The following is a 23,376-nucleotide window of genomic DNA, read 5'->3' on the forward strand; positions in this document are numbered from 1 at the left end:
TGGAACCACCGTTACATTGATAATCACTAGCAGCCAAGATTTATCGTGGTAACCTATGTCGATGGGAGCGTACGACGACGACGAACACGAACGCCGTGAGCGTAAGAACAGCGAGGTCGAACTGTCGGAAGACGACGACCGGAGTACATACCACGGGAGCGTCGACTACGACGGTGACGAGTCGACAGAAGAGCTGCTCGACCAGTTCAAGCAGATTAACTCCGACTGACTGCGGTCGTTCTCGACCGGTAGCGCAATAGTCCGACAGAGACGGCTGTCACGGCAGTCACGGCTATCACATGGCCGACCAGCGCCGCGAGCAGCACCGGCTGGTCCAGCACGAACGGCACGAGCACGAGTTGGAGGACGCCAAAGCCCCATATCTCTAAGTCGGCTCGCATGAACACCCGTGCCGTCTCTGGGTCGAACCGGTAGCGAGCCGACCGCCACAGGCCCGTGACGCTGGCCCACCAGCCCGTCCCGATGCGGTAACTCACGTCCCAGAGGATGAGCAGCGTTAGATACACGACCAGTACCGGTGGCTCCGGCCCGAACAGCCGGCCCAGTAGCGGCATCGAGCTAACCTGTGGGTCGAAGACGAACAGATGGGTGAGTAGCGCGATGTATGCGAGGACGGACAACACGACTTCGACGTTCGAGGCGAACAGCAGTGCACGGTAGGTCGGCGGCACGTCGATACGCCGGATGAGCGTGCTAATGCGGAGCATCTCTGCGCTCCCGATGGTGGCGACGAACACGACGACCGTGCCGGCGATTGCGGCGCTCCAGACCTCGTAGTACCACGACAGGGCGATGATGGCAACCTCGAAGATGAGGAGCTGAATCGCCATCGCTGCCCACGTCGGCAGCCGGATTCCCGGCAGCGCGCCGATGATGCTCTCGTACACCCACGTCTCGCCGTAGTCGGGACGGGCGCTATCCCCGCTCATCTGCCCGCACCACCCGTAGCTGCGGCCGCCCGTGCTGCGTTTCGACTCCGTGGCTCGCTGAGGGCTAGCTTGACCGCATCCCCGAACGATGTCGGGGCAACGGCGAACTGTGCCTGTGCAGCCTCGGTGTCTGCGACCACTGGCGTCTTCAGCCCGTGGATGAGCGGCCGGGCGACGCTTGATGGCACGTCGGTCATGAGGGCGACCCAGTACGCCGACAGCTTCGGTGTCAACACCGGTATCGGCACGATTGTCGGCTCACCGGACCCCATGAGCCGGCCCGTTCGCTTCAGGATCTCTGCGTATGTCAGTACCTCCGGCCCCCCGATCTCGTAGGTTTCGCCGGCTGTTTCCGGCTTGTCGAGCACGTCGACCAGGTACGCGATGACGTCGTCGATAGCGATCGGATGACAGTCTGTCCGCACCCAGCGCGGTGTCAGCATCACGGGCAATCGCGTCGTTAGCTCGCGTATCATCCGAAAGCTCGCCGAGCCCGCGCCGATGATGATGGCCGCCCGGAACGTCGTCAGGTCGTACGCTCCTTCTCGGAGAATAAACTCGACCTCACGGCGTGACCGGAGGTGCTCGGACAGCGTCTCGTCCTCCTCGCCGAGGCCGCCGAGGTAGACGACCCGGTCGACACCGGCCTCGTCAGCTGCCCGACGGAAGTTCCGCGCCGCCCGCCGGTCCCGCTCGGCGTAGTCGCTCCCGGCACGCATTGAATGGACCAGGTAGTACGCGGCGTTGACGCCGTCAAGGCCGGCGTCGAAACTGCCCGCGTCGAGCAGGTCACCTGTCGCCACGTCGACGCCGTCGGGTGGGTCGTACTCGCTCGGATCGCGAACGAGCGCCCGGACGCTGTGGCCGGCCGCGAGGAGCGCCGGGACGAGATGGCTCCCGACGAACCCCGTCGCACCGGTCACGAGCACATGCATACCCTTCCTGCAGAACGGAACGGGGTTAAAACCGCCGTCTGATTGTTCGGAGCCGTGTCGGACCGCTTGCTCGTTTCAGGACTGTCGAACGAGCGGTTCGTACCAGTCGCGGTTGTCGCGGTACCAGTCGATGAACTTCGCGACGCCCTCCCGAATGGTGTGGTCCGGGTCGTAGCCGAGCAGTTCCTCGGCACGGTCGGTCGCGGCGTGGGTGTGTTCGGCGTCGGCGTCGTGGCGTTCCTCGTAGACCAGATCGAGGTCCGGGTCGATCTGGTCGCGGATCTCCGTCGCGAGCGTCTTGATCTCGATGTTGTCCGTCGACCCGATGTTCACGGCCTTCCCGTCGGCGGCGTCTTCATGCAGCAGCGTCATGTTCGCGTCGATGACATCTTCGATGTAGGTGAAATCGCGTGTTTGCGTGCCATCGCCGTAGATGACCGGGGGCTCGCCGTTGTGGCACCGGGAGACGAAGTTCGAGATCGCCATGTTCGGGCGCATCCGGGGGCCGTAGACGGTGAAATAGCGAAGAGCTACCGTAGAGAGGTCGTACACTTCGCTGTAGGCGCAGGCGTACCGTTCGGCGGCGAGCTTCGACGCGCCGTAGGGCGAGACGGGTGTCGTGGGATGTTGCTCGTCGTAGGGCAGGTACTGTGGCTTCCCGTAGACGGAGGAGGAGGAAGCCATCACGAACCGTTCGATGCCCTCGTCGCGGCAGGCATCGAGGAGGTTCAGCGTGCCGTTGACGTTGACCTCGTCGTACTTGCGGGGGTTCTTGACGCTTGGGCGGACGCCGGCCTGGGCGGCCTGATGGTAGACGTAGTCGGCGTCGGCGACGAGATCTGTGACAAGCTCCGCGTCACGTACATCGCCCTCGATGAACTCGTAGCTCCCGTCGCTGTTCCGGGCGGCCTCCTGTCCGGCATCGACGTTGTGTTGTTTGATATCTAGATCGTAGAACGGGTCGCGGTTGTCCAGCACGACGACATCGTGGCCGTCGGCGGCGAACCGCTGTGCCAGGTGACCGCCGATGAACCCGGCACCCCCTGTGACCAGTATTTGCATTATCTGGATGGTGCCCATCGGACGACAAAAGTATGCCGAGAGTTACTCGGCTGAACTGTTCGAAGGGGCCAGCTACCTTGAAGTGTATACAGTGCATAAAATTCGAATAATGGCCTCCAGAGCCTGCGACGGGTGCGATACGAACGTTTCGATAGCTGGCGGCATCGCCAACATCTGGTCGCAGGAGTCCAGACCGACCGAAGGCATCGTCCTCGAACTCGGCGACGATACGGAGCATTTCCTCTGTTATGACTGCATCGACCGGCTGCCCGACGACCGGGACGTGACTGCGGCGGACGTGGCCGCTCTCTCCGCACAGACTGACAACTGATCGTTGTTTCCTGTCTGGGTTACTGCGAACCGGGCGCTGTCGCTTTTCGAGTAGTCTGATAAAACAAAGTGTCAGATGTGGTCGCCCGAAGGCGACCGGAAATCTGCCTTAGTTGCGGACGACGTTCGTCGCGCGGGGGCCTTTGTCGGCCTGTTCGATGTCGAATTCGATCTCCTCGCCTTCTTCGAGGTCAGGGCCGCCAACGTCTTCCATGTGGAAGAAAACGTCATCGTCCGCGTCCTCAGTCGAGATGAAACCGTAACCGCCTGTGTCGTTGAAGAAATCAACCTTACCGTTTGCCATTGCAAATATACGTACAGGGGGTATATGTATAAGAGTTCCGAGAGTACAGGTGACATGACCGTGTGCCTGTGAACACGACCCACCCCCGTCATCTCGGGTAGCTGCTGACACACATCCGGTGACAGGAAAGGTTTAGGCCGCCTCGTCCGTTGCTTTCTCGCGTGTACCCCGCGCGGATTACCGACGAGTTCCCAGCCCCGTCTTACCGGGGCAACCAGAAGCAGGCTCTGGCTGACATCCGTGCGGCCTTCGAGCGCGGCAAGGACGTTGTCCTCGTTCGCGCCCCGACCGGCAGCGGCAAATCGTTGCTCGCCCGGGCCATCGCCGGGTGTGCTCGAACCGCCGGCGAGGCCGCCGCCGAACAGGTCATCGACGCCTACTACACCACGCCACAGGTCTCGCAACTGGATGACGTGGCCGAGGACGCCCTGCTGGAGGACCTCTGTGTCATCCGGGGGAAGAACAACTACGACTGCATCCTTCCCGGTGAGACTGACACGCCGGTGAATCAGGCCCCGTGCGTGCGCGAACGGAAGTTTGATTGTCAGGTCAAGCACCGCTGCCCGTACTTCTCGGACCGTGCCATCGCCTCGAACCGGCGCATCGCCGCGATGACACTCGCGTATTTCATGCAGACCGCCGGCAGCGACGTGTTCGGCAAGCGCGACGTGGTCGTCATCGACGAGGCCCACGGTCTGGGCGAATGGGCGGAGATGTACGCCACCATCGACCTCTCGCCGCAGTCCATCCCGATGTGGAACGATATCGACGTGCCTGACATCGACGGGCTGGACGAGGCTGTCGCCTTCACCGAGCGCGTCGAACACCTCGCCGAACGCCGCGTGAAGGAACTACGAAAAAAGGCGGAACTCACCGGCGAGGAAGTCGCCGAGCGGGACTCGCTGAACACGCTCCGGCAGGACCTCGGGTGGTTCCGCGAGGACTACACCGACACCGAGAGCGCGACCACGTGGGTCGTCGACCAGGCCGACGGCGAGCACGCACCGGTGACAATCAAGCCGATGAATCCGGAGCGGTACCTCAAACACACCGTCTGGGACCGTGGCAATCGCTTTGCCCTGTTGTCGGCGACCATTCTCAACAAGGAGGCGTTCTGCGCCAACGTCGGTCTTGACCCAAGCAACGTCGCACTCGTGGAGGTCGGACACACCTTCCCCGTCGAGAACCGGCCACTGTACGACGTCGCTCAGGGCAAAATGACCTACGAGCACCGCGACGACACGCTGCCAGACATCGCTCGCACTATCGTGCGTATCATGGCCCGGCACACGGACGAGAAGGGGCTAATCCACTGCCACTCGTATGCTATTCAGGAGCAACTGAAGGAGTTGCTTGATGACTTCGGCGTCGGCGCTCGCGTCCGCACCCATGATAAAGAAGGCCGAGACGGGGCGCTGTCCGCCTGGAAGCGCAGCGACAACCCCGACGTGTTCCTCTCGGTGAAGATGGAAGAAGCCCTCGACCTCGAAGGCGACCTCTGTCGCTGGCAGGTGCTGTGCAAGGCCCCCTACCCCAACACTCGCGACTCTCGCGTCGCCCGACGGCTCGAAGACGACCAGTGGGGTTGGTATTATCGGACGGCACTGCGGACGGTCATCCAGGCCTGTGGCCGGGTCGTCCGCGCGCCCGACGACCACGGTGCGACCTACCTCGCGGACACGTCGCTACTTGACCTCTTTGAGCGCGCTGACCACGACATGCCCGACTGGTTCCGCGCGCAGGTCGACCGCCTTTCACAGCCAGATTTGCCGCGGTTTGCGCCGGACCAGGCGCTCTCGGCGCTCAGTTCGGGCACGAAGCGCCGGCACGACCGCTCCCGCTCGCGGTCCGGGGACGGAAACCACCCGCTTTCGGACGTGTGGGATTAGAAGAAGGCGAAGGCTAATCCATAGACCACTGACGACCCGACCATCAGGCCGACGAGAATGATGGCGATAATCTGCTGTCTGTTCATGCCCCTTCTTGACTACTAGCCCAATTATGCGTTACGACCGTGTGTGGTACTCGCCGCTCTGGCCGGGACTGTTTGAGTAAAAACGCCCTACTGTATCTTAGCGTCCACGACGACGTGGGCGACGCCCTCGCTATACTCCTTGACGCGCCGAGTGTCCAGAACTTCGACGGCTCGGTTGGCCTCGCCGGCGGCCGCTTCCAGCCGTTCTATCGGGCGGTCGAACACGAGCGAATTCGGTGTCGCTTCGTGCATATGGAGGACGCCGCCGGGTGTGAGCGCGTCGAGCGCGCTATCGAGGTACTCGTGTGATTCGTAGTAGCCCATCACGACTCGGTCGGCGCGTCCCTCGCTGGCGAAGCCCGGCACAACGTCTCGACAGTCGGCCCGATACGGCTGCACCCGCTCGTCCACATCGTTCAACATGACGTTCTCGACCAGAAAGCGAAACGACGTGGGATTGCGCTCGACGGCGGTGACGTGCGCGCCGGCGCGGGCCATCGGGAGGGTGAAGTAGCCGATGCCGGCGAACATATCCAGTACGCGCTCGCCGCCCTCTCTCGCGGCTTCACCGCTCGCCCGTTCCGAGGGCCGGGTCCCCCGCCCCTCGCTGACGATTTCACCCATCCGCGCCCGCTCGGCCTTGTTGCCGGGCGAGAACATCACTTCCGCGAGGTCCATCGCGTAGCGCGTGCCGTGTTCGGTGTGGACCGTCTCTGTGTCGCCGTCACCGGCGATGACCTTGACGCTAGGTTCGCGGTGTTCCCCGGAGATGCCGTGGCGAGCCAGCACCGTCTCGGCCTCGCCGTGGAGGGCCAGCAGGGCGTCACCGACCTCCGCCGGTCGGGGGCTGTCGCCGATGTCGACGAGCACGACGGAGCCGAGCACGGCCCAGGAACTCGGGGCGGCGGCGATTTCCGTGTCGGTCCAGCCTCGCTCTCGGAGGTGGTCATCGAGCGTTCGGAGGCGGCGCTTCCCGACCTGCCGGACGACCTCCCGGAACTGCGTCTCCTGTGGCGGGGCAGTCACCGGAACTGCGACGCTGTCCGCGGTCCACTCGGTGACGCTTCTGGTGTCGTCGTAGACGCCCTCCGCTCCCAGGGACTCGATAGCAACCTGCGAACGGGGTTTGTGGACAACGACAGCTAGCTGCTGGTCGTCCGCTGTCTCCGTGTCCTCACTCATCGGTATCCGCGTCGGCGGCAGGGAGAATGTGCAACCCCGCATGACTTTTCAGCACCGGCACCTCGTCGGCGTCGATGTCGAGATAGTCCGGCCGGGGGACGGTCTTGCTCTCGAAGGTTTCGGGGTCGAGGACCTGAACGGCTCTCTCGTCCTCGATTGCGACGAGAGTCGTCTGCTGTCCGTCTTCACGGAACCCCAGCCGGCGGGCGTCGGGCGTTTCGCCCGCCTCGAAACTCGCTTCGTAGTCCTCACCGGTCGCCAGACGGACGCCCTTGAGGTTCCCCTGAACCGAGCGGACCAGCACCGGCCCGTCGCCGTCCTCCGGGTCGATGACCTCGCCCTGTCGGTAGCGGGGCAGGCGGACGGCGTAGGTCATCCGGTACAGCTCCTGCCCGTCCTCGTCCTCGGAGATGAGACGCCGTGAGTCGGAGTACGAGCCGCCGAGTTGGGCGGTGATTCGCTTGGCGATGCCCAGCCCCATCTGATTGGTCGAGATTTTCATGTCCAGTCCGTCATCGACGGACTTGGTCTCGGTGATGAAGGCGTTGCGGTCGCCGGTCTCTTCGCGGGCGGCGACGTACTCCTGTGCGATTTCTTCAGCGCGCTCTCGCTCGTCGTCGGTCGGGTCGCGGCCGTCGGCCCGCACCTGCACGATACTGGCGAAGGAACCGCCAGCGATTTTCCCACAGCGCTTGCACGTCTGCCGGGAGATGCGAACAGGGACGGTGACCTCCTCGGTGACCGGCGTCCCGCGGATGACGCCGGAGAACTCCGCGTGCATCCGGATGTTGTTCTTGTCGAGTTGCTCGGGAGCGACCTGCCAGGCAACCGACTGGGCGTCGACGTGGATACCGAGCGCCTCGCTGACCTGCTCGACGGCGATATCGGTGTAGTCCTCCGCGCCGATGTCGACCCAGCGGTTCCCCTTGTGGACCGCGCCACACCGTGAACAGACCCGCACCTGGATGGTGTCGGGGGCGTCCACCAGGTCGAACTCCTCGAAGTAGCAGGCGTCACAGAGGACGTGCTCGGAGTTGCGCTGACCGCCGGCACCCGCAAGCTCCGGGCGCTCGTCAGTGCCCTCTGGTATCTCGTCACCGCAGCGTGGACAGAACTCTCCCGACCGGCTCATTACCGGTCTTACTGTACTGACCCGTTTAAGCCGTGTGTTCCGCCACCGCGGCCGGCCGCCGCCGGCAGGCCCGGGACTGCTCTCAATTACTTGCCCGTGAGAGTTGGCGCTGCAACATCGGCGTCGACGGCATCACGCCAACTGTGTTGGGGTTCCCAGTTCAACAGCCCTTGGGCCTTTGCCGTCGAGAGCGCTGACTGGTCGTCGTCCAGCTTACACTCCGCGGGAAGGTCACCCCACTGCTCTTCCACGAGGGCAGCCGTCGGCCGACCGACGTAGTTCTCGGCGGCGGCGACGTTGAACGCTTCGTGCCCACCGATGTCGGCATCGAGCGCTGCCGCGACGGCTGTCGCCACGTCGCGCACGTCGACATACGACCAGCAGTTACCCGCACCGTCGGCGAGGTCGCCCGTGGCCACGTCCCGGCAGTTGTACTCGCCGGGGTACTGAATCCACGACGGCCGTATCGAAGCAACGTCGACGCCGTCGCGCCGGGTGACCATCTTCGCCACCTCTTCGCCGGCGACCTTCGACGTGCCGTACGGGTCCTCCGGCGCGGTCGGATGGGATTCGTCTATCGGGAGATACGCCGGGAGTGGCGTCTCTTCGGCGAAGGCCAGCCCGTAGGCGCTCTCGGAGGACGCCCAGACGACATCTGCGCCAGCGCGGCCTGCGGCGTCAATGACGTTGTACGTCGCCGAAACGTTGGTGTCGAACACCCGCGTGCCCGCGTGACGCTCCGGCGCTGGGAGCGCGGCCCAGTGGACGACGGCGTCTGGGTCAACTTCGCTGAAGAGGTCCCGGACCTCCACTCCTTCAGTCACGTCGACGGCTTTGAAATCAATGTACTCCCGCGTCGGAATCTCCCAGCCGGGGTGGTCACGGTCCACGCAGACGACGTGATACTCGCCGGCGAGGTGGTCACAAATCCAGCGCCCGGACCGCCCGCGCCCGCCAGTGACGACGACTGTGTCGGTCATGCATCCGATTGTTGCCCGGAGAGTAAATGCGTGTGGACCGTTGGCCCGCTGACGGTCCACTGGCCCCTGCCGTGTGGCACTTTCTCACGATAGCGAGGTTTTAGAGTGTCGACCGTCTATCAAGGGTATGGAGTGGCAAACAGACTGGGGGCTCCGTGGCCGGATGGCCCTGACGATGTTCCTGCTGTTCGCGCTGTACATCGTCTTCCTTGGAGCGCTCACGCTGTATTTCAGCAACCTCGCGCTTATCGTTGTCGTCATGGGACTGTTCCTCGGTGCGCAGTTTTTCTTCAGCGACAAGCTCGCCCTGTACTCGATGGGAGCCCGGACGGTCGAACCGGAGGAATATCCGGAACTTCACCGGACCGTCGACCGCCTGGCTCAGCAGGCCGACCTCCCGAAGCCCAAGGTCGCCGTCGCCGACTCGCGGGTGCCCAACGCCTTCGCCACCGGCCGGTCGAAAGACAGCTCGGCTGTCTGCGTGACGACAGGCATCATGGACACGCTGGACCAGGACGAACTGGAGGGGGTCATCGCCCACGAACTGGCCCACATCAAGAACCGCGACGTGATGGTGATGACCATCGCGTCGTTCCTCTCGACTATCGCCTTCCTCATCGTCCGGTGGGGCTGGCTGTTCAGCGGCGGCCGCGAGCGCGGTGGCCAGCAGGTGCCCGTCATCGTCGCCATCCTCATCTCGCTGGTCGTCTGGGTCATCTCGTTCCTCCTGATCCGGACGCTCAGCCGCTACCGCGAGTATGCCGCCGACCGCGGCGGCGCGATGATTACCGGCAAGCCCGCCGCCCTTGCGAACGCACTGATGAAAATCGACGGTCGGATGGACAAGGTCCCCAAAGAGGATATGCGCGACCAGGCTGAAATGAACGCGTTCTTCATCATCCCGATTAACGTCGGGTGGATCGGCCGTCTGGCCAGCACTCACCCCTCGACCGAGAAGCGCATCGACCGCCTGCAGGACCTCGAACGCGAACTCGAAAGTCGGTAACGTCTGTTTATTATCTGATTTGCCGGCAGTCGTCTACGCGATAGTGTGGATTCTCACCGTGACAGCTATACAGAGCCAGAAAGCCCCGGCTGTCTGAACTCGGGGGACTCGCTGCGCGCTTCACTCACTCCGTTCGTTCCAGTGCTTACGTCGTCCGCCGTCGTTCAGCCAGCCGCCCCTTTCAGTCCCTCCTGTGGCTGATTGAGCAGCCGAAACGGGTGGGACTGAAAGGGGCGAGTCGCTGGGCGTACGAGGCGACGTAAGCACCGCAACGTAGTGAGGAGCGCAGCGAGTCGCAGTAGCCCAGCGACTCGGGGCTTTCTGGCTGTTAGAACAGTTGTCCCTGTCTTCGTACGCAACCACAGCAACTAGTCGAGACACAAACCACCTTGGTCTCCGGCCCGTAGGGGCTCGCATATGGGACTGCTCGACGGACTCAAGAGCGTCCTCGGGGTGAAAGCCGAGGCCGACGCGACACGGGACGCCGACCCGGACGACCTGTTCGGGATGAGTACCGCCTACATCACGATGGAGGCCGATCTGGGGTACGAACCGACCGGCGAGGCGGCGCTGTGTTTCGCCGACGTCGACAGTACGGACTTTCAGGACGCTATCGACGAGGTCGAATCCATTCTCGACGCCGGAATGGTCGAGACGGGCACCCGGGCGACCTTCGAGACCGACGACCACGGCTATCAGTGGGTCGTGCTGCACGACAACGACTTCGAGGACCTGCTCACGTCGATCCACTTCGCGGCGGACACGCTCGTCGAACGGCGCTACGGCTCCCGCCTGCTCGCGGCGCTGTTCTCGTTCGAGGACGCGCGCAGCGATCAGACCGTCTACTGGGTGTACTCCTTCCGCCGGGGCGCGTACTACCCGTTCGCGCCGGACCCACACGACAGCCACGAGCGCAACACCTCCGCAGAGTTCAAACTGGACAGTAACCTCAGCGACGAAATCACCGTCGAGGACGACAAGGAGTACTGGTATCCGCTGTGGCCGGATCGTCCCGGCTACCACCCCTGGGAGTGACATGGCCGACGGCAGCGTCGCTGTCGGTGACCACGTCCGGCCGACCGAGGCCGGCCGCGACAGCCGCGTTCCCGCCGGTGTCTACCGCGTCGTCGGTACGGACGAAGACGCTGTGACGCTACTGGTGGTCGGCGACGCGGCCGGCCGTCGGGTCCACACCGGCGAGATAGTGACAGTCGCTTGCGAGGAACTCGACACGTTCGAGCTCGCCGAGAACCCGGACGCAAGTCGCTCACTTGCCACACGCATTCTCTCACAGCTTGCCGGCCTCCGGTGGTCGCTCTGGCTGTTTTGGCGCTCAATCCGCTCCAAGCCGATTTCCGGCACGACTGCGATTACGCTCCTCCTCGTCGGCACGTTCGGCGAAGGGATACTGCCGGTGTCCGAGACGGTGCTGACTGTACTCGTTCTGCTGGGGACGCTGTTGCTCGTCTATCTCGGTCGAGCGGGTCCGGCCTGAATCCGTTTCCACCGCCCACCGACCCTCCTTCCCATCTAAAACTCCCGATACCATCTCGAAGCGTCCCGCTTCCGTCCGACACTTTCACTTTCACTCTGGTGTTAACGAGGCTTTATACCCCCGGACGCACAAGGCATGTCTATGTCCGCAAGTGAGGACCTCGAAGAGCTGCCGGGTGTCGGTCCGGCGACAGCAGAGAAACTCGAAGACAACGGCTACGACTCCTATCAGGGAATTGCAGTCGCCTCCCCCGGCGAACTGTCGAATACGGCCGACATCGGCGAGTCGTCGGCGGCAGATATCATTCAGGCTGCCCGCGAAGCGGCCGACATCGGTGGTTTCGAAACCGGGTCGACGGTGCTCGAACGCCGTGAGCAGATCGGGAAGCTCTCCTGGGGCGTCGACGAGGTCGACGACCTGCTCGGCGGCGGCGTCGAGACCCAGTCCATCACCGAGGTGTACGGTGAGTTCGGCGCGGGGAAGTCCCAGGTAACGCACCAGCTCGCAGTCAACGTCCAGCTTCCGGCCGAACACGGCGGGCTGGAGGGCAGCGCTATCTTCGTCGACTCCGAGGACACGTTCCGACCTGAGCGTATCGAACAGATGGTCAAGGGCCTCGCCGACGAGGTACTGGCAGATACGATGGTCCTCCACGGCATTGTCGAAGAGGAGGCCGACGCAGACCCAACCGACGAGGCGCTACTTGACGACCTCGTTGCCTCTGTGCTGGAGAAAATCCACGTCGCGAAGGCGTTCAACTCCAATCACCAAATCCTGCTGGCCGAGAAGGCACAGGAAATCGCCAGCGAGAGTCAGGAAGAGGAGTTCCCCGTTCGCCTGCTCGCCGTCGACTCGCTGACCGCTCACTTCCGCGCTGAGTACGTCGGTCGTGGCGAACTTGCCGACCGCCAGCAGAAGCTCAACAAGCACCTCCACGACCTGATGCGGGTCGGCGACCTCAACAACACCGCCGTCGTCGTCACGAACCAGGTCGCCTCCAACCCTGACTCCTTCTTCGGCGACCCGACCCAGCCCATCGGTGGCAACATCCTCGGCCACACCTCCACGTTCCGGATGTACCTCCGGAAGTCCAAGGGGAACAAGCGTATCGTCAAGCTCGTCGACGCGCCGAACCTCCCGGACGGCGAGGGTGTCATGCGTGTCGAAGAAGACGGCCTGCTGAACGAGTAGCCCGGACCTAGCAGTAGCGGCCATCGTTGACCCACGATTGCAGACCATTTTTGCGGCAGTCTCTGACACCTGCTACAGCCGTCATCCGGACTGGTATGTGGACTGCTCCCTCGCCTCGAACCCCTTCGTTTCATCTCGAACCGGCTTCCGTCTGCCGTCTTGCGCCCGTCAGACGCACCGTGGTGAATGTGAAACTTCGACACCCTAACCGCAGGACGGCGGTACATCTCCTGTCGAAACAGAGGGGTAGCAGTCGGGAACCGACAGACGGCTGTCTGGTCGTCGATGGTTGCGGAGGGTAAACCGTCGACTGGAGATTTTAGTCTCAAACTGTCGTTGCTCGGACGGTGCGAAAAGCAGGTGAGTGGCGGTAAACTTAGTCGCCGACCTGTTCTGTCGTGCCTGTGCGTCGGCGCTCCAACGCCTCGCTGTCAGTCCCCGGCAGATTTCATACCGGTCTCTTCGAGGTCCGCACCGCCGACCGACGAGCGCAGGGCGTCCATCCCGTCGTCGCGGTCGATGCCGAAGTTGTCTCGGTACAGTTCCTGCACGCGGTCGTACTCCTCGTCGCTGAGCGGCGGCGTGTCGGGCGCGCCGGCCCACTCGTCGATGTCGGCGTTCGTCCGGAACGTCGGGGTGACCGACGCCACTTCGTCGTTGTAGAGGAGCCACTGGATGGCGGCTTGGCCCATCGTGCGTGCCCCGTCACGTTCGAGGAACCGGATTTCCTCGACCTTCTCCCAGCCGGTCTCGTACCACTCGCTCGGTCGGTGCGAGCGGTGGTCGCCCTTACCGAGTTCTGTCTCGGGGGTCACCTGCTCGTTCAGCAGCCCAGAGGAGTGAGGGACGCGAGCCAGCACCGACGTGTCGGCGTTCTGCTCGCGGATGGTGTCGATGAAGTGCTGTCCGGGGGTCTGTTCGAAGAGGTTAAACACGGTCTGGAGCGCGTCGAACTCGTTTGCGACTGCGGCGTCGCCCTCGGCGAGCCAGCCGATAGAGGGGCCAAGCGCCCAGCCGATGGCGTCGACCTTCCCCTCCTCGCGGAGTTCGTCGAGCGCTTCCAGCACGTCCTCGTCGACCTCGTCGACGTTGGCGTTGTGGAGCATCAGGAGCTCGACGTGGTCCATGCCAAGGCGGTCGAGCGAGCGGTCAACAGCAGTGTGCACCCATTCGGGCGTGACCTTCTTCGGGAGTTCGCCGTGGCCGGCCTGTGGATTATTGTAGAAGTCGTACCCGATTTTCGTCGAGACGGTAACTTCGTCGCGGTGTTCCGCCAGCGCTTCGCCGATTATCTCTTCGCTGTCGCCGTGGCCGTATACGTCGCCGGTGTCGAAGAACGTCACGTCCTCGTCGAGCGCGTGCTGGACCATGTCGATAGCATCGTCGCGAGTACGGTCGCCCCACCAGTCCGTGCCGACGACCCAGGCACCGAACCCGACTTCTGAGACTTCGACGCCGGAGTTTCCGAGTGTCGCGTATTCCATACGCGTTTTAGCGGCGCTGTCCACTTAGCCGTCTTGGTTTGCGGTGTCGGACCGCGTCCGAATCCGGAGCTGCGGGGTCGCAATGTCGTCAAGCAACTCGACTGCACCGTACTCTCGACGGACCCACCAGTACAGCCCGGCCCCGCCGACGGCGAGCAGTGGCAGGGCGACGAGGCCCCCTTCGGGACCAAACCCACCGCCGGTCACAAGTTTGGGGCCGGTCGCGGTCGTCGAGAGCAGGGCGACACCCATCCGAAGGCCGCTGACAGGGAAGCCAAGCAGTGCCAGCGTGTAGTTCCAGGCGACGTGGAAGCCGCTGGCGACTCCGAGTCGACCGGTCAGGACGTAACACGCACCGAGCAGGAGGCCGTAGAGGGTGATGTTGGCCACGCTGAGCAGCGACGCGCTGGGGTTCGTCCAGTGGAGGACGCCGAACAGTCCACCCGTCAGTGCCGTTGCGACAATAATTGCGCGCCGCTTCCCGATCCAGCCGGCGAGTCCCTCAGCCGCGTTCGTCAGGAGATATCCACGGACGAGCACTTCCTCGGCAGTCGCCTGAACGAGGAAGAACGCTCCCAGAAGGAGGACGGCGACCGGCGGTCCGAACGCGGTTAGCGGGAGTGGCCCGCTGTCGATGGTTGTCAGAGCGACGCTGACCTCGACGAACCCGACGGCCAGTTCAGCGAGCAGGACGAGCGCGGGAAGCCCCGCCCCGAGCAGGAGGCCGAAGGCCGCGTCGCGCCACCACTGGCGGTCGAATCCCAACCCGTAATCCGGGAGCGTCCGCCGGTCGAGTAGATAGCCGATTACGACGGCGACGACGGTTCCAACAGCAAAGAGCGTAATCTGGCGCACGACTGCGACCGTCGGCGTCACACGCACTCCTGACGACACCACTGCGATCATCCCTGAGAGGAGGACGAGGCCGAACCCGGCGAGAAACAGCCACAGCGTGACCCGCCACGGCGCCCGCAGCCGGCGCTCCGCGGGATTGACAATGTAGCGCCGTATCTCCATGATGAAGTCCGACCTGACCATGTCGTGGTCTGGAACGGCGGCGTCTTAATTGTGGCTTGCCTGCTGTGCTCTGTGGGACACAGTCCCGTGACACGAGTGTAACTGGGTAGGTTTCACGTAACGGAAACCCCTATCTGCCCGCGAAGCCACGTACTCGACATGACGAAGCGTCACGTGTCGCTGCCACCGCTCGCCGAAGAGGGGCTCAGGGCGTTTATCGACGAGGTCGATGAACGCCTCTCCGGTGACGAGGACACCTGCGATGTTGTCACCGACGTGTTGGTCGATCTCCACGGCGACCGGGACGCCTACGAGCGCTGGCAGGACGGCGCGGATATCTCCCCGGCCGAGCGGGTCCGGCTTCAGGGGTATGACCCCTGTAACACGACCCTCGAAAGCGAGTACTACGCCGAGAAAGACGAGGAGCGGTTCAAACGCTCGAAACACCTCCAGTGGCTCTGGCGGCAGTTCGACGCGACGCCGATGGCGGACAACGTCGAGTTCGCGCTCCGGTTCCGGCGGATGCTCGCCGACCACCTCTTTGACTCCTGTGGCGAGGGCTGTCGCTTCTTCAAGGGCATCACGTTCACCTACGGCCACAACATCGAGGTTGGTGACAACGTCGTGGTCCACGACGACGTCCACCTGGACGACCGCGGGAGACTCACTATCGGCAACCGCGTCTCTATCTCCGATGACACCCACGTCTACAGCCACGACCACGACGCCGTCGACCAGACCCACGTCGACAATTACCACACCATCATCGAAGACGATGTGCGCCTGACCTACGACTCGATGGTCCGGGCCGGCGTGAAGGTCGGCGAAAACGCTATCCTCGCGGCGAAGTCCATCGCCGGCAAAGATATCCCCGCCCATCACGTTGCTGCCGGCACACCGGCGAAGTCGCTGACAGTCAAGGACGGCTGGGAGTCCGTCGCAGAGCCGATTGAGGGGGCGAACGTCGACCGCCGCGCCGAGCGGCAACTGTCGGCTGACTTGCCCGACAATCTGGAGCAGTTCGACGAGTTCCAGCGCGACCTCTCGCCGCCGGACCACGAGTAGGCACCGACAGCACGTCTCTCTTCTCCGCAACCGAAGTCCTTTCTCGCAAACCGACCAACAATGGCTATGCGAAGTGTCGCTATCAACGTCGGAGCCAACACGAACGAGCCCGGCTTTCGCGGTCCGTTGTTTCCTGACGGCTCTTTTGAGTACATCCCGATTCCCGAATCGAAACCGACCAGTGAGCCCGTGCCGACATACGGCGACCTCGACCTGCGGACCGACGTATCCGCGGTGGCCGACCAGCCGGTCCACTTCGACCCGGAGTTCCCGGAGGCCGGCGGCGAACGCTACACGTACGGTGACGAACACGGAGTGAAGGCTGGGCCGCTCTCGGAGCTGTCGGGCGATGACTATCTGTTTTTTTACGCGACGCTGTCGGTGGCCGATGAGTGTCCGGCCTGGGCGTCGCCGGAGTGGGGTGCCCACGTCATCGGTCACTTCCAACTCGCTCGTGACGCGGTGACCGGCGACGAGTACCGGGACCTCCCGTCCGAGGAACAGGCACAGTTCGCCTCGAACGCCCATGTGAAACGCGACCCCTTCGACGCTCGCGTTCTCATTCGCGGCAACGCCGACGAGTCACAGCTGTATGACACAGTCGTCCCGTTGTCGGCACCGAGCGGGGGCACCGACGCGAACGAACTGGTCACCGAACTGTCGTCCGACTCGGGGAAAGGCCCGTGGTGGCGACGACCGATGCGGTTCGACGAGGCCGGTACGGAGCGACTGCTTGAACTGGCCGATAGCCACCCCAGCGCTATCGAACGCTGACGCAGCCGAATGAGTTATCACCGGTGAAAATAGAATGTGAAAGCATATGTCCAGACGGACTCAGATAGCTGATATGCGTCTCTCTAGTGGGGTCCCCGGCTTCGACGAACTCATTGAGGGGGGGTTACTCCCGAATCGTCTTTACGTGGTCAGCGGCCCGCCGGGCAGCGGGAAGACAACCTTCTGTTCACAGTTCATTACACAGGGCGTCAAGGAGGGCGAGACGTGCCTGTACGTGACGATGCACGAGACCAAGACGGAGCTGATGCAGGACATGGCCGGCTACGACTTCGGCTTCGACCGGGCCATGCAGTCTGATGCCATCCAGTTCCTCAACCTCGTCACCGAGAGCGGGAAGCGAACTATCACGCAGTTCGGCAACGAGGGCGGCCTGACGAATCGACTCGTCGCCTACATTAGACAGAACGACATCCAGCGGGTCGTCATCGACTCGACGATGCTGTTACAGCATTTCATGGCCGACGTTGAAGACGAGATTACGGGCTTTCTTTCTGCGCTGAAACAGACCGACGCGACGACACTGCTCATTTCCGAGATGACTGACCCGTCCTCCTACAGCGACGAGCACTACCTCGCCCACGGCGTCGTCTTCTTCCATAACTTCCTCGAAAACGGGAGCATGACCCGCGGCGTTCAGGTTATCAAGATGCGGGGCACCGCTATCGACTGTGACATCCGCGAAATCTCCTTTTCTGACGCCGGACTGCAGGTTCACACTGACCGGAAAGTGGAGACATGAGTCGTTACGAGCGTGAGTTTGGCACCGACTGGGACACTCTCGACAAAGACGAGGCTACCGACCGGGCCTACGCCATCGGCGTCGCCGAGCGCCTCGGGGAGTACAACCGCGAGGAACTCGAAGCCATCTACGCCGAGATGAACTCGGCGTATCACAAGAGCATGGTCGAACTCGCGTACGACGAAGGGCGCAACGAAGCGAAGGAAGCGGCGGAGACGACCAACGCCGACCGGGACGCCCTCTGGGCAGACCTCATCAACGGCGAGAAGACGTACATCGACGAAAGAGAGGTGCCGACTGGCGGCCGCGACGGCCTGCCGTCGGCGCTTGATTCCTCGGAGCTGCTGGACAGGCAGTCAGTCGACAGCACTGACGCTGTCGACAGGCCGGACTTTCTCGACAGGTAGGCGCTCCAGCATGTGCACTCACCGCCCGAACAGCGCTGCTGCTCGCCTATGTAAAAACGAAGGAGACGGAAAATCCGTCCAGAGCTGGGGTGACTGCAGGCCGCTTTTGACCGTTAGAAGGAGACTTCGTCCGGTCCGTCTTCGCCCATGCAGATCGGGTCGCGGTCGGAGTAGCCCTTCCGGCCGATGGCCTTGCTCGACACGCCCGAGAACGCCGCGAACTCGGCGTCTTCTGCGCTTTCGAAGGTTTCCGGAGCCGACCGGCTGAGTGCGTCGCCCAGCCGTTCGGTGCCGTTTGGCAGTTCGAGTTCCATATCGCCGTCGCCCTCGATGATTTCTTCGGCTGAAACCGGGTAGTCGTACGATTGGAAGGCGTCCGTTGCGTTGCTTAGCATTCGCATATCTATCGAAAGTTCATGGTTCCTAATAAACCTTCACTATAGATAATCATAATATCCCTTAATGCGTATAAGGAACCAACGTTTCGTGTGCCCACGACTCATGATTCGACCAGAAGCGGCTTCCTGCTGGGGATTGTGTGAACCGTATGGTCGTCGCTGATTTGCACGTACACACGACCCGCTCCGACGGGACGCTCTCCTTCGACGAGGTCCCGGCCGCTGCGAGACGAGCGGGCGTCGAGGTTGTCGCCGTCACGGACCACGACCGACTCCAGCCTGCACTCGACGGCCCCGCCACCCAGCGGGACGGTGTGACGCTGCTCCACGGTATCGAACTCCGCGTCGAAACCGAGACCCAGCGACTGGACCTGCTGGGCTACGGCGTCGACCCGACCGACGAACTCCGGACCGAATGTGCGCGCATCCAGCGGAACCGCCGGGAGCGCGGCGCGCGCATCATCGAGTGCGTCGAAGACCGCTTGGGCGTCTCGCTGCCCGTCGAACCGCGCGACGGCCTTGGTCGGCCCCACATCGCCCGCGGAATCGCCGAGGTGTCGGACCACACCTTCCAGTCCGCGTTCGACGAACTCATCGGCGACGACTGTCCCTGTTACGTCCCACGGGAGGTCCCGTCCTTCGAGCGCGGCTGTGCAGTCCTCTCGGACGCGTGCGGGCTGGTCGGCCTCGCCCATCCGTTTCGATACCCCGATACGGCGGCCGCGCTGTCCAAGTGTGCGTCGCTCGATGCCGTCGAACGGTGGTACCCGTACGGCCGCGCTGTCGACGACAGCCTCGTCGACGATGCTATCGAGCGATATGACCTCGTCCCGACGGGCGGCAGTGACGCCCACGGCGAGACGCTGGGTGACACTGGTCTGGACTCGCCCGCGTGGGACCGAGTCGAAACGGCGCTCAACGTCTGACAACCGGCAGACGGAACCCGAGGGTTCAATGTCATCCGGGTCTACCATTCAGGTATGCAGTGTCACTACTGCGACCGTGAAGCCGACATCGCCGTCGAGAACGACGGTGTCAAGGTCGGTGTCTGCAAGACACACTTCCGTGAACAGATGGCGGAACTGGAAGACGCCGACTGGCTCGAAGACCTCGACGAAGAACTCGATATCGACCGACGCGAGTGACCGACACTCCGTCTCTCTGCTTTTGTTATGACGTGTCTTCCGTGTCACCACTGTGGCTCGCCCTGACTAACCGTTAAGGACTGCCCGCCGTACATGGCAACTATGGAGAAAGTCAGCCTTGACGCCGTCGAATCGCGAATGGGGCCGGCGTCGGTCAAGCGGGCGCTCGCCGGTCCACTCGGCACCGACAATATCGCGTTGAATCACTACGAACTGGCACCCGGCGAGTCCTTCGGCTTCGGGTATCACCGCCATCCGGACCAGGAGGAAGTGTTTCTCGTTCAGTCGGGCACAGCGACGTTCGAGACAGAGGACGGCGACGTACGCGTCGGAGCGGGCGAGGCCATCCGCTTCGCTCCCGGCGAGTGGCAACGCGGGCACAACGAGGGCGACGAGCGCGTCGTTGCGCTTGCGCTCGGCGCACCACAGGAGATGGGTGACACGGATATGCTCCGGCACTGCGAGGAGTGTGGCGGTCGCACGCACAACTACGTCGAAATGACGGCCAACCGGGACGCGCTCGTAACACGGTGTGCGGAATGTGACGCCGAGACCGGTCGGTTCACCTGACCGGTAACCGCTCCTTCGGCGGGTTAGTCGTCAGCAGCGGTGGTCGCACCGGTCACGCCACCCGCGTGACGCGCGGCGAACTCGGTGAAGTTGTCGAACAGCCGCTTGGCCTCGCAGGCGGCGCGGTAGTTCTCCTCTGTGACGCCGTCAAGTACCGCGTCAATGCGCTCGTCGGCGAGCTGCTCATCCTTGCCTTTCGTCACCGTTTTGGCTGTTTCGGGGTCGTACTCGGGATGGAACTGCACCGAGAAGACGTTCTCTTTCCGGAACCCGTGGATGCCGTAGTCGTTCTCGGCGAACGTGGTCGCGCCCGGCGGCACCTCGGCGACGCGGTCCGAGTGCGTCGTGAAGACGGTAAAGGACTCGTCGACGCCAGCAAGCAGTTCGTTCTCGCCGTCGTGCTCGACCGTCCGGTAGCCGATCTCGTACTCGTCCATCGGTTCGACGGTGCCGCCGAGTGCGTGTGCGAGCAACTGGTGGCCGAAACAGACGCCCAGGAACGCGATATCACGGTCGATTGCCGCATCCACCCAGGATTCGAGGTCCCGAATCCAGGGCTCGTCCCAGTAGACGGACGCGCGGCTGCCGGTGACCAGACAGCCGTCGAACGCGAAGGTGTCGGGCAGTTCGCGCTCGGTCACGTCGTATTCCACGAGGTCGGCGTCGAGTTCCCGCCGGAAGTTCCGACGATTGTCGTCGCCGTCGTGGGCCGCGTTCAGCAGGGCGATTCGTGGCCTCATTACAAGTACGCAGCGGCTCAAATCGTAAAAACATGCGTACCGACGGCAGTGATTGCCGCTCACAGTGACGGGGACGCCGGCGTCGAAGTGCACGCTGGTACAGCGACTCTTGGGAACGAGTGAACTCTCAAAACTGTCTCGCTACGGGCCGCTGACGACTGTGATATGTGCGTTACGTCTGGTCCGCTTCCGGGTTGTTCGTCCGCCGATAGGAGCCCACCATCTTCCACAGCGTGTCGTTGAAGTCGTCGTTGTTGGCTTCGCTCTCGATCTGCCGGTACAGGTTTTCCGAGACTTCGATACGGGGCATCGGGTGTGTATAGAGAGCGGGAGTAAATAAATCTCCGCTGACACGGAATCGAGTAAAAGCTTCAACGAGCCCCTCTAGGGGCCGTATAACCATTTGGCACCGAAAGAGACGAACCAGGCCATCCAGATGCAGAAGACGGCCAGCCACGTCCCGTACTGGACTGTCGGGTCGGGAATCAGAACGTACGCCACAATAAGTAAAACCGCGATGCTCGCTGCGGCCGTGGCGTCCCAGCGGTCCAGTGCGGGCGGTTCGACCATCGGGGACTACTGTGAGATACCGTAGGTATCGTTGTCCCAGTCGTTGATGCCGGTGTCGTAGACCGCCTGTTCGCGCTCGATGGCGTCGATGCGCTCGCGGTCGGTGGCGTCGAGTTCCCAGTCGAACAGGTCGAAATTCTGGCGGACGTGTTCGGGCGAGGAAGACTTCGGTAGCACGACCACGTTGTTCTCAACCGCCCACTTCAGGACGATCTGAGCTGGCGACCTGTCGTATTTCTCGCTCAGGTCCTGAATAATATCGTCAGCGAACACCTTCGTCCGACCCAGCGGCGCGGCCGCCTCGACGACAGTGTCGGTGTCGCGGCAGAACTCGACGACCTGGTCCTGTGTGTTCCAGGGATGGTACTCGATCTGGTTGACAGCGATTGGCACGTCGGCGACGTGCTGGGCGGCCCCGAGCTGGTACGCGCTGAAGTTCGAGACGCCGACGTTTCGGATCTTCCCCTGATCGTGGAGCGTCGCCATGGCGTTCATCGTCTCACGGATGGAAGTCGCGGGGTTGGGCCAGTGGACGAGATACAGATCGAGGTAGTCGGTCCCGAGGCGGTCGAGCGACGCCTCGCAGGCCTCGATGACGGATTCGTAGTCGAGGTGTTTCGGCAGCACCTTCGAGGTGAGGAACACGTCCTCGCGGTCGTAGTCGGCCAGGGCCTCGCCGATTTCGCTCTCGTTCTTGTAGCCCTCGGCGGTGTCGACGTGGGCGTAGCCTACATTGAGCCCGGCCCGAACGGACTTCTGTACGGTGTCGCCGTCGATGTCCCACGTCCCGACGCCGACCATCGGCAGTTCGTCGCCACTCGGGAGTGTCGCTGTTGGGGGTGTCACATCCGTGTCTCACTCGCCGCAGTCAAAACCGTTTCGCGCACATCGCGGTATGGCACACACCCGTTCGTCGCTCACTCGGGACCGGCGACGTCGACCGGTTCGCCGGTGTCCGCGCTGCGGGCCAGCGCGTCCATGACGCGCATGTTCCCCAGTGTCTCAGCTTGGTCGATGGGCGGCGTTTCGCCGTTCTCGATGGTGTCCGCGAACGCCTCGACCTGCAACTGGTAGTGGTCGACCGGGTCGAACGTCTCTGTGACTTCGCGGCCGTCGACACTGTACGTCAGCGAGACGGACTGGTCGTGGTCTGGGCCGAAGCAGTCCTTCGCTTCGAGCCAGCCGCCGTCGGCCTCGACCCGGTAGGACTCCCGTCTCGGCCCGTCGAACCCACAGGAAATCGAGGCGACCCGTCCGTCGTCGTACGAGAGGACGCCGCTGAGGTTCGTGTCAACGCCACTGTCCCGCGAGTCCCGACTGTGCGCGAACGCCCGGTCCGGCTCGCCGAGAAAGCCCCGGGCCGCACTGACGGCGTAACAGCCCACGTCCATCAGGCTCCCACCGGCCAGCTTCGGGTCCAGACGGATGTCCTCGCGGTCTGAGAGCGCGAACTTGAACGACGCATCGACAGTGTGCACCTCGCCCAGTTCGTTTTCGACGATGTCTCTGGCCCGCTGGGTCCGCGGGTGGAACTGATACATGAACGCCTCCATCAGCGTGACGCCCTGTTTGGCACAGTAGTCGAAGAGGTCCACTGCCCCGGCCGTGTCGACGGTCAGTGGCTTCTCACAGAGTACGTCAAGCCCGTGGTCGGCGGCCCGCTGGCTCCACTCGGCATGGAGCGCGTTCGGAAGCGGGTTGTAAACTGCGTCGATGTCCGCCTCGGCGAACATCGTTTCGTAGTCGCCGAAGGCACTGTCGATACCCAGCGTTTCGGCCACCTCGCTGGCACGGTCTCGGCTTCTGGAGCTGATTGCCGCAACCGTGTGGTCCGACTTCTGGATACCCGGAATCACGTCCTCGCGTGCGATTTTTGCCGTTGAAATAACCCCAAAGCGCATACC

The 23,376-nt window shown here is 63.3% G+C and carries 29 protein-coding genes; 14 read left to right on the forward strand and 15 right to left on the reverse strand.

Going from position 1 to position 23,376, the window contains the following annotated elements; genetic code table 11:
- The first annotated feature begins 55 nt into the window (after window positions 1-55).
- Window positions 56-229: a DUF5786 family protein gene (locus RR_RS22535; protein ID WP_004960301.1), complete on the forward strand. Its 174-nt coding sequence runs from the start codon at window positions 56-58 to the stop codon at window positions 227-229.
- Here the strand turns inward: RR_RS22535 and RR_RS16875 are convergent.
- The 3 genes from RR_RS16875 to RR_RS16885 all read right to left on the reverse strand — a co-directional run bounded on the left by RR_RS16875 (window position 216) and on the right by RR_RS16885 (window position 2,947).
- Window positions 216-950: a DUF7530 family protein gene (locus RR_RS16875; protein WP_004960298.1), complete on the reverse strand. Its 735-nt coding sequence runs from the start codon at window positions 948-950 to the stop codon at window positions 216-218. The genes RR_RS22535 and RR_RS16875 overlap by 14 nt on opposite strands.
- Window positions 947-1,885: an NAD(P)H-binding protein gene (locus RR_RS16880; RefSeq protein ID WP_011224498.1), complete on the reverse strand. Its 939-nt coding sequence runs from the start codon at window positions 1,883-1,885 to the stop codon at window positions 947-949. Before RR_RS16880 ends, RR_RS16875 begins: the two co-directional genes overlap by 4 nt.
- Before the next feature lie 75 nt (window positions 1,886-1,960).
- Window positions 1,961-2,947 carry an SDR family oxidoreductase gene (locus tag RR_RS16885; protein WP_049939067.1) on the reverse strand — a complete coding sequence of 329 codons (987 nt, stop codon included), beginning with the start codon at window positions 2,945-2,947 and terminating at the stop codon, window positions 1,961-1,963.
- 109 nt (window positions 2,948-3,056) lie between these two features.
- Between RR_RS16885 and RR_RS16890 the strand changes: the two genes are divergently transcribed.
- Window positions 3,057-3,278 (forward strand): DUF7561 family protein, encoded by a 222-nt coding sequence (locus RR_RS16890; RefSeq protein ID WP_007187901.1) that lies wholly within the window; start codon window positions 3,057-3,059, stop codon window positions 3,276-3,278.
- Window positions 3,279-3,386: 108 nt separating this feature from the next.
- Here RR_RS16890 and RR_RS16895 read toward each other — a convergent pair whose 3' ends face one another.
- Window positions 3,387-3,581: a cold-shock protein gene (locus RR_RS16895; protein WP_004516469.1), complete on the reverse strand. Its 195-nt coding sequence runs from the start codon at window positions 3,579-3,581 to the stop codon at window positions 3,387-3,389.
- A gap of 161 nt (window positions 3,582-3,742) precedes the next feature.
- Here RR_RS16895 and RR_RS16900 point away from each other — a divergent pair, with 161 nt between their 5' ends.
- Complete coding sequence (locus RR_RS16900) at window positions 3,743-5,470, forward strand: ATP-dependent DNA helicase (protein ID WP_049939068.1); 1,728 nt, start codon at window positions 3,743-3,745, stop codon at window positions 5,468-5,470.
- A gap of 173 nt (window positions 5,471-5,643) precedes the next feature.
- On the opposite strand, the gene RR_RS16905 is transcribed toward RR_RS16900, so the two are convergent.
- From RR_RS16905 to RR_RS16915, 3 genes are all read right to left on the reverse strand, one after another.
- Window positions 5,644-6,738, reverse strand: coding sequence for a class I SAM-dependent methyltransferase (locus RR_RS16905; RefSeq protein ID WP_049939069.1), 1,095 nt, complete (start codon window positions 6,736-6,738; stop codon window positions 5,644-5,646).
- Window positions 6,731-7,870 carry a 60S ribosomal export protein NMD3 gene (locus RR_RS16910; RefSeq protein ID WP_007187904.1) on the reverse strand — a complete coding sequence of 380 codons (1,140 nt, stop codon included), beginning with the start codon at window positions 7,868-7,870 and terminating at the stop codon, window positions 6,731-6,733. Before RR_RS16910 ends, RR_RS16905 begins: the two co-directional genes overlap by 8 nt.
- 86 nt (window positions 7,871-7,956) lie before the next feature.
- Window positions 7,957-8,850: an NAD-dependent epimerase/dehydratase family protein gene (locus tag RR_RS16915; RefSeq protein WP_007187905.1), complete on the reverse strand. Its 894-nt coding sequence runs from the start codon at window positions 8,848-8,850 to the stop codon at window positions 7,957-7,959.
- Window positions 8,851-8,977: 127 nt separating this feature from the next.
- On the opposite strand from RR_RS16915, the gene htpX reads away from it, so the two are divergent.
- From htpX to radA, 4 genes are all read left to right on the forward strand, one after another.
- Window positions 8,978-9,856, forward strand: a complete 879-nt coding sequence (gene htpX, locus RR_RS16920; protein ID WP_011224502.1) for a zinc metalloprotease HtpX — start codon at window positions 8,978-8,980, stop codon at window positions 9,854-9,856.
- Window positions 9,857-10,273: 417 nt separating this feature from the next.
- Complete coding sequence (locus RR_RS16925; protein ID WP_004960279.1) at window positions 10,274-10,891, forward strand: PspA-associated protein PspAB; 618 nt, start codon at window positions 10,274-10,276, stop codon at window positions 10,889-10,891.
- Window position 10,892: 1 nt separating this feature from the next.
- Window positions 10,893-11,351, forward strand: a complete 459-nt coding sequence (locus RR_RS16930) for a hypothetical protein (RefSeq protein ID WP_011224503.1) — start codon at window positions 10,893-10,895, stop codon at window positions 11,349-11,351.
- A 141-nt stretch (window positions 11,352-11,492) separates the two neighbouring features.
- Window positions 11,493-12,542 carry a DNA repair and recombination protein RadA gene (gene radA, locus RR_RS16935; RefSeq protein WP_007187908.1) on the forward strand — a complete coding sequence of 350 codons (1,050 nt, stop codon included), beginning with the start codon at window positions 11,493-11,495 and terminating at the stop codon, window positions 12,540-12,542.
- Between the two features lie 431 nt (window positions 12,543-12,973).
- Here the strand turns inward: radA and RR_RS16940 are convergent, their stop codons facing one another.
- Both RR_RS16940 and RR_RS16945 read right to left on the reverse strand, forming a co-directional pair.
- The gene (locus tag RR_RS16940; RefSeq protein ID WP_007187909.1) at window positions 12,974-14,026 is read right to left on the reverse strand and encodes an aldo/keto reductase; all 1,053 of its coding nucleotides are present in this window, start codon (window positions 14,024-14,026) and stop codon (window positions 12,974-12,976) included.
- Window positions 14,027-14,050: 24 nt separating this feature from the next.
- On the reverse strand, window positions 14,051-15,064 hold the full coding sequence (locus RR_RS16945) for a CPBP family intramembrane glutamic endopeptidase (protein WP_011224505.1): 1,014 nt from the start codon (window positions 15,062-15,064) through the stop codon (window positions 14,051-14,053).
- 138 nt (window positions 15,065-15,202) lie between these two features.
- Between RR_RS16945 and RR_RS16950 the strand changes: the two genes are divergently transcribed.
- From RR_RS16950 to RR_RS16965, 4 genes are all read left to right on the forward strand, one after another.
- Entirely contained in the window at window positions 15,203-16,108 is a 906-nt protein-coding gene (locus tag RR_RS16950; RefSeq protein WP_011224506.1) for an acyltransferase, read from the forward strand.
- A 66-nt stretch (window positions 16,109-16,174) separates the two neighbouring features.
- Entirely contained in the window at window positions 16,175-16,882 is a 708-nt protein-coding gene (locus RR_RS16955) for a hypothetical protein (RefSeq protein ID WP_049939070.1), read from the forward strand.
- A 73-nt stretch (window positions 16,883-16,955) separates the two neighbouring features.
- Window positions 16,956-17,642: an RAD55 family ATPase gene (locus tag RR_RS16960; protein ID WP_004960255.1), complete on the forward strand. Its 687-nt coding sequence runs from the start codon at window positions 16,956-16,958 to the stop codon at window positions 17,640-17,642.
- Entirely contained in the window at window positions 17,639-18,049 is a 411-nt protein-coding gene (locus tag RR_RS16965; protein ID WP_011224509.1) for a hypothetical protein, read from the forward strand. The genes RR_RS16960 and RR_RS16965 overlap by 4 nt, the downstream gene beginning before the upstream one ends.
- 113 nt (window positions 18,050-18,162) lie before the next feature.
- Here RR_RS16965 and RR_RS16970 read toward each other — a convergent pair whose 3' ends face one another.
- Window positions 18,163-18,450, reverse strand: a complete 288-nt coding sequence (locus RR_RS16970; protein WP_004590034.1) for a DUF5789 family protein — start codon at window positions 18,448-18,450, stop codon at window positions 18,163-18,165.
- Window positions 18,451-18,596: 146 nt separating this feature from the next.
- On the opposite strand from RR_RS16970, the gene RR_RS16975 reads away from it, so the two are divergent.
- The 3 genes from RR_RS16975 (at window position 18,597) to RR_RS16980 (ending at window position 20,162) form a co-directional block, all read left to right on the forward strand.
- Complete coding sequence (locus RR_RS16975; protein ID WP_011224510.1) at window positions 18,597-19,373, forward strand: PHP domain-containing protein; 777 nt, start codon at window positions 18,597-18,599, stop codon at window positions 19,371-19,373.
- 54 nt (window positions 19,374-19,427) lie between these two features.
- Entirely contained in the window at window positions 19,428-19,592 is a 165-nt protein-coding gene (locus tag RR_RS22540) for a DUF6757 family protein (RefSeq protein ID WP_004516452.1), read from the forward strand.
- 102 nt (window positions 19,593-19,694) lie between these two features.
- Window positions 19,695-20,162, forward strand: a complete 468-nt coding sequence (locus tag RR_RS16980; protein ID WP_049939071.1) for a cupin domain-containing protein — start codon at window positions 19,695-19,697, stop codon at window positions 20,160-20,162.
- Between the two features lie 23 nt (window positions 20,163-20,185).
- On the opposite strand, the gene RR_RS16985 is transcribed toward RR_RS16980, so the two are convergent.
- From RR_RS16985 to RR_RS17000, 5 genes are all read right to left on the reverse strand, one after another.
- Window positions 20,186-20,902: a type 1 glutamine amidotransferase gene (locus tag RR_RS16985; RefSeq protein WP_004960239.1), complete on the reverse strand. Its 717-nt coding sequence runs from the start codon at window positions 20,900-20,902 to the stop codon at window positions 20,186-20,188.
- Window positions 20,903-21,074: 172 nt separating this feature from the next.
- Window positions 21,075-21,212, reverse strand: coding sequence for a hypothetical protein (locus tag RR_RS22545; RefSeq protein WP_004516449.1), 138 nt, complete (start codon window positions 21,210-21,212; stop codon window positions 21,075-21,077).
- A gap of 74 nt (window positions 21,213-21,286) precedes the next feature.
- On the reverse strand, window positions 21,287-21,472 hold the full coding sequence (locus tag RR_RS16990; protein ID WP_011224512.1) for a hypothetical protein: 186 nt from the start codon (window positions 21,470-21,472) through the stop codon (window positions 21,287-21,289).
- A gap of 6 nt (window positions 21,473-21,478) precedes the next feature.
- Window positions 21,479-22,273 (reverse strand): aldo/keto reductase, encoded by a 795-nt coding sequence (locus RR_RS16995; RefSeq protein ID WP_011224513.1) that lies wholly within the window; start codon window positions 22,271-22,273, stop codon window positions 21,479-21,481.
- A 116-nt stretch (window positions 22,274-22,389) separates the two neighbouring features.
- Window positions 22,390-23,373, reverse strand: a complete 984-nt coding sequence (locus tag RR_RS17000) for a Gfo/Idh/MocA family protein (RefSeq protein ID WP_011224514.1) — start codon at window positions 23,371-23,373, stop codon at window positions 22,390-22,392.
- Between the last annotated feature and the right edge of the window lie 3 nt (window positions 23,374-23,376).

It is taken from the genome of Haloarcula marismortui ATCC 43049 (assembly GCF_000011085.1).
In the GTDB taxonomy this organism is placed as follows: domain Archaea; phylum Halobacteriota; class Halobacteria; order Halobacteriales; family Haloarculaceae; genus Haloarcula; species Haloarcula marismortui.

Coding starts and splice junctions, on each gene's coding strand:
- RR_RS16960 (WP_004960255.1), top strand. CDS start 16,956: ATGCGTCTCTCTAGTGGGGTCCCCGGCTTCGACGAACTCATTGAGGGG.
- radA (WP_007187908.1), top strand. CDS start 11,493: ATGTCCGCAAGTGAGGACCTCGAAGAGCTGCCGGGTGTCGGTCCGGCG.
- RR_RS16955 (WP_049939070.1), top strand. CDS start 16,175: ATGCGAAGTGTCGCTATCAACGTCGGAGCCAACACGAACGAGCCCGGC.
- RR_RS16910 (WP_007187904.1), bottom strand. CDS start 7,870: ATGAGCCGGTCGGGAGAGTTCTGTCCACGCTGCGGTGACGAGATACCA.
- RR_RS16990 (WP_011224512.1), bottom strand. CDS start 21,472: ATGGTCGAACCGCCCGCACTGGACCGCTGGGACGCCACGGCCGCAGCG.
- RR_RS16940 (WP_007187909.1), bottom strand. CDS start 14,026: ATGGAATACGCGACACTCGGAAACTCCGGCGTCGAAGTCTCAGAAGTC.
- RR_RS17000 (WP_011224514.1), bottom strand. CDS start 23,373: ATGCGCTTTGGGGTTATTTCAACGGCAAAAATCGCACGCGAGGACGTG.
- RR_RS16950 (WP_011224506.1), top strand. CDS start 15,203: ATGACGAAGCGTCACGTGTCGCTGCCACCGCTCGCCGAAGAGGGGCTC.
- RR_RS16965 (WP_011224509.1), top strand. CDS start 17,639: ATGAGTCGTTACGAGCGTGAGTTTGGCACCGACTGGGACACTCTCGAC.
- RR_RS16980 (WP_049939071.1), top strand. CDS start 19,695: ATGGAGAAAGTCAGCCTTGACGCCGTCGAATCGCGAATGGGGCCGGCG.
- RR_RS16915 (WP_007187905.1), bottom strand. CDS start 8,850: ATGACCGACACAGTCGTCGTCACTGGCGGGCGCGGGCGGTCCGGGCGC.
- RR_RS16895 (WP_004516469.1), bottom strand. CDS start 3,581: ATGGCAAACGGTAAGGTTGATTTCTTCAACGACACAGGCGGTTACGGT.
- RR_RS22535 (WP_004960301.1), top strand. CDS start 56: ATGTCGATGGGAGCGTACGACGACGACGAACACGAACGCCGTGAGCGT.
- RR_RS16905 (WP_049939069.1), bottom strand. CDS start 6,738: ATGAGTGAGGACACGGAGACAGCGGACGACCAGCAGCTAGCTGTCGTT.
- RR_RS16975 (WP_011224510.1), top strand. CDS start 18,597: ATGGTCGTCGCTGATTTGCACGTACACACGACCCGCTCCGACGGGACG.
- RR_RS16875 (WP_004960298.1), bottom strand. CDS start 950: ATGAGCGGGGATAGCGCCCGTCCCGACTACGGCGAGACGTGGGTGTAC.
- RR_RS16930 (WP_011224503.1), top strand. CDS start 10,893: ATGGCCGACGGCAGCGTCGCTGTCGGTGACCACGTCCGGCCGACCGAG.
- htpX (WP_011224502.1), top strand. CDS start 8,978: ATGGAGTGGCAAACAGACTGGGGGCTCCGTGGCCGGATGGCCCTGACG.
- RR_RS16995 (WP_011224513.1), bottom strand. CDS start 22,273: ATGGTCGGCGTCGGGACGTGGGACATCGACGGCGACACCGTACAGAAG.
- RR_RS22540 (WP_004516452.1), top strand. CDS start 19,428: ATGCAGTGTCACTACTGCGACCGTGAAGCCGACATCGCCGTCGAGAAC.
- RR_RS16890 (WP_007187901.1), top strand. CDS start 3,057: ATGGCCTCCAGAGCCTGCGACGGGTGCGATACGAACGTTTCGATAGCT.
- RR_RS16885 (WP_049939067.1), bottom strand. CDS start 2,947: ATGCAAATACTGGTCACAGGGGGTGCCGGGTTCATCGGCGGTCACCTG.
- RR_RS16945 (WP_011224505.1), bottom strand. CDS start 15,064: ATGGTCAGGTCGGACTTCATCATGGAGATACGGCGCTACATTGTCAAT.
- RR_RS16925 (WP_004960279.1), top strand. CDS start 10,274: ATGGGACTGCTCGACGGACTCAAGAGCGTCCTCGGGGTGAAAGCCGAG.
- RR_RS22545 (WP_004516449.1), bottom strand. CDS start 21,212: ATGCCCCGTATCGAAGTCTCGGAAAACCTGTACCGGCAGATCGAGAGC.
- RR_RS16880 (WP_011224498.1), bottom strand. CDS start 1,885: ATGCATGTGCTCGTGACCGGTGCGACGGGGTTCGTCGGGAGCCATCTC.
- RR_RS16970 (WP_004590034.1), bottom strand. CDS start 18,450: ATGCGAATGCTAAGCAACGCAACGGACGCCTTCCAATCGTACGACTAC.
- RR_RS16985 (WP_004960239.1), bottom strand. CDS start 20,902: ATGAGGCCACGAATCGCCCTGCTGAACGCGGCCCACGACGGCGACGAC.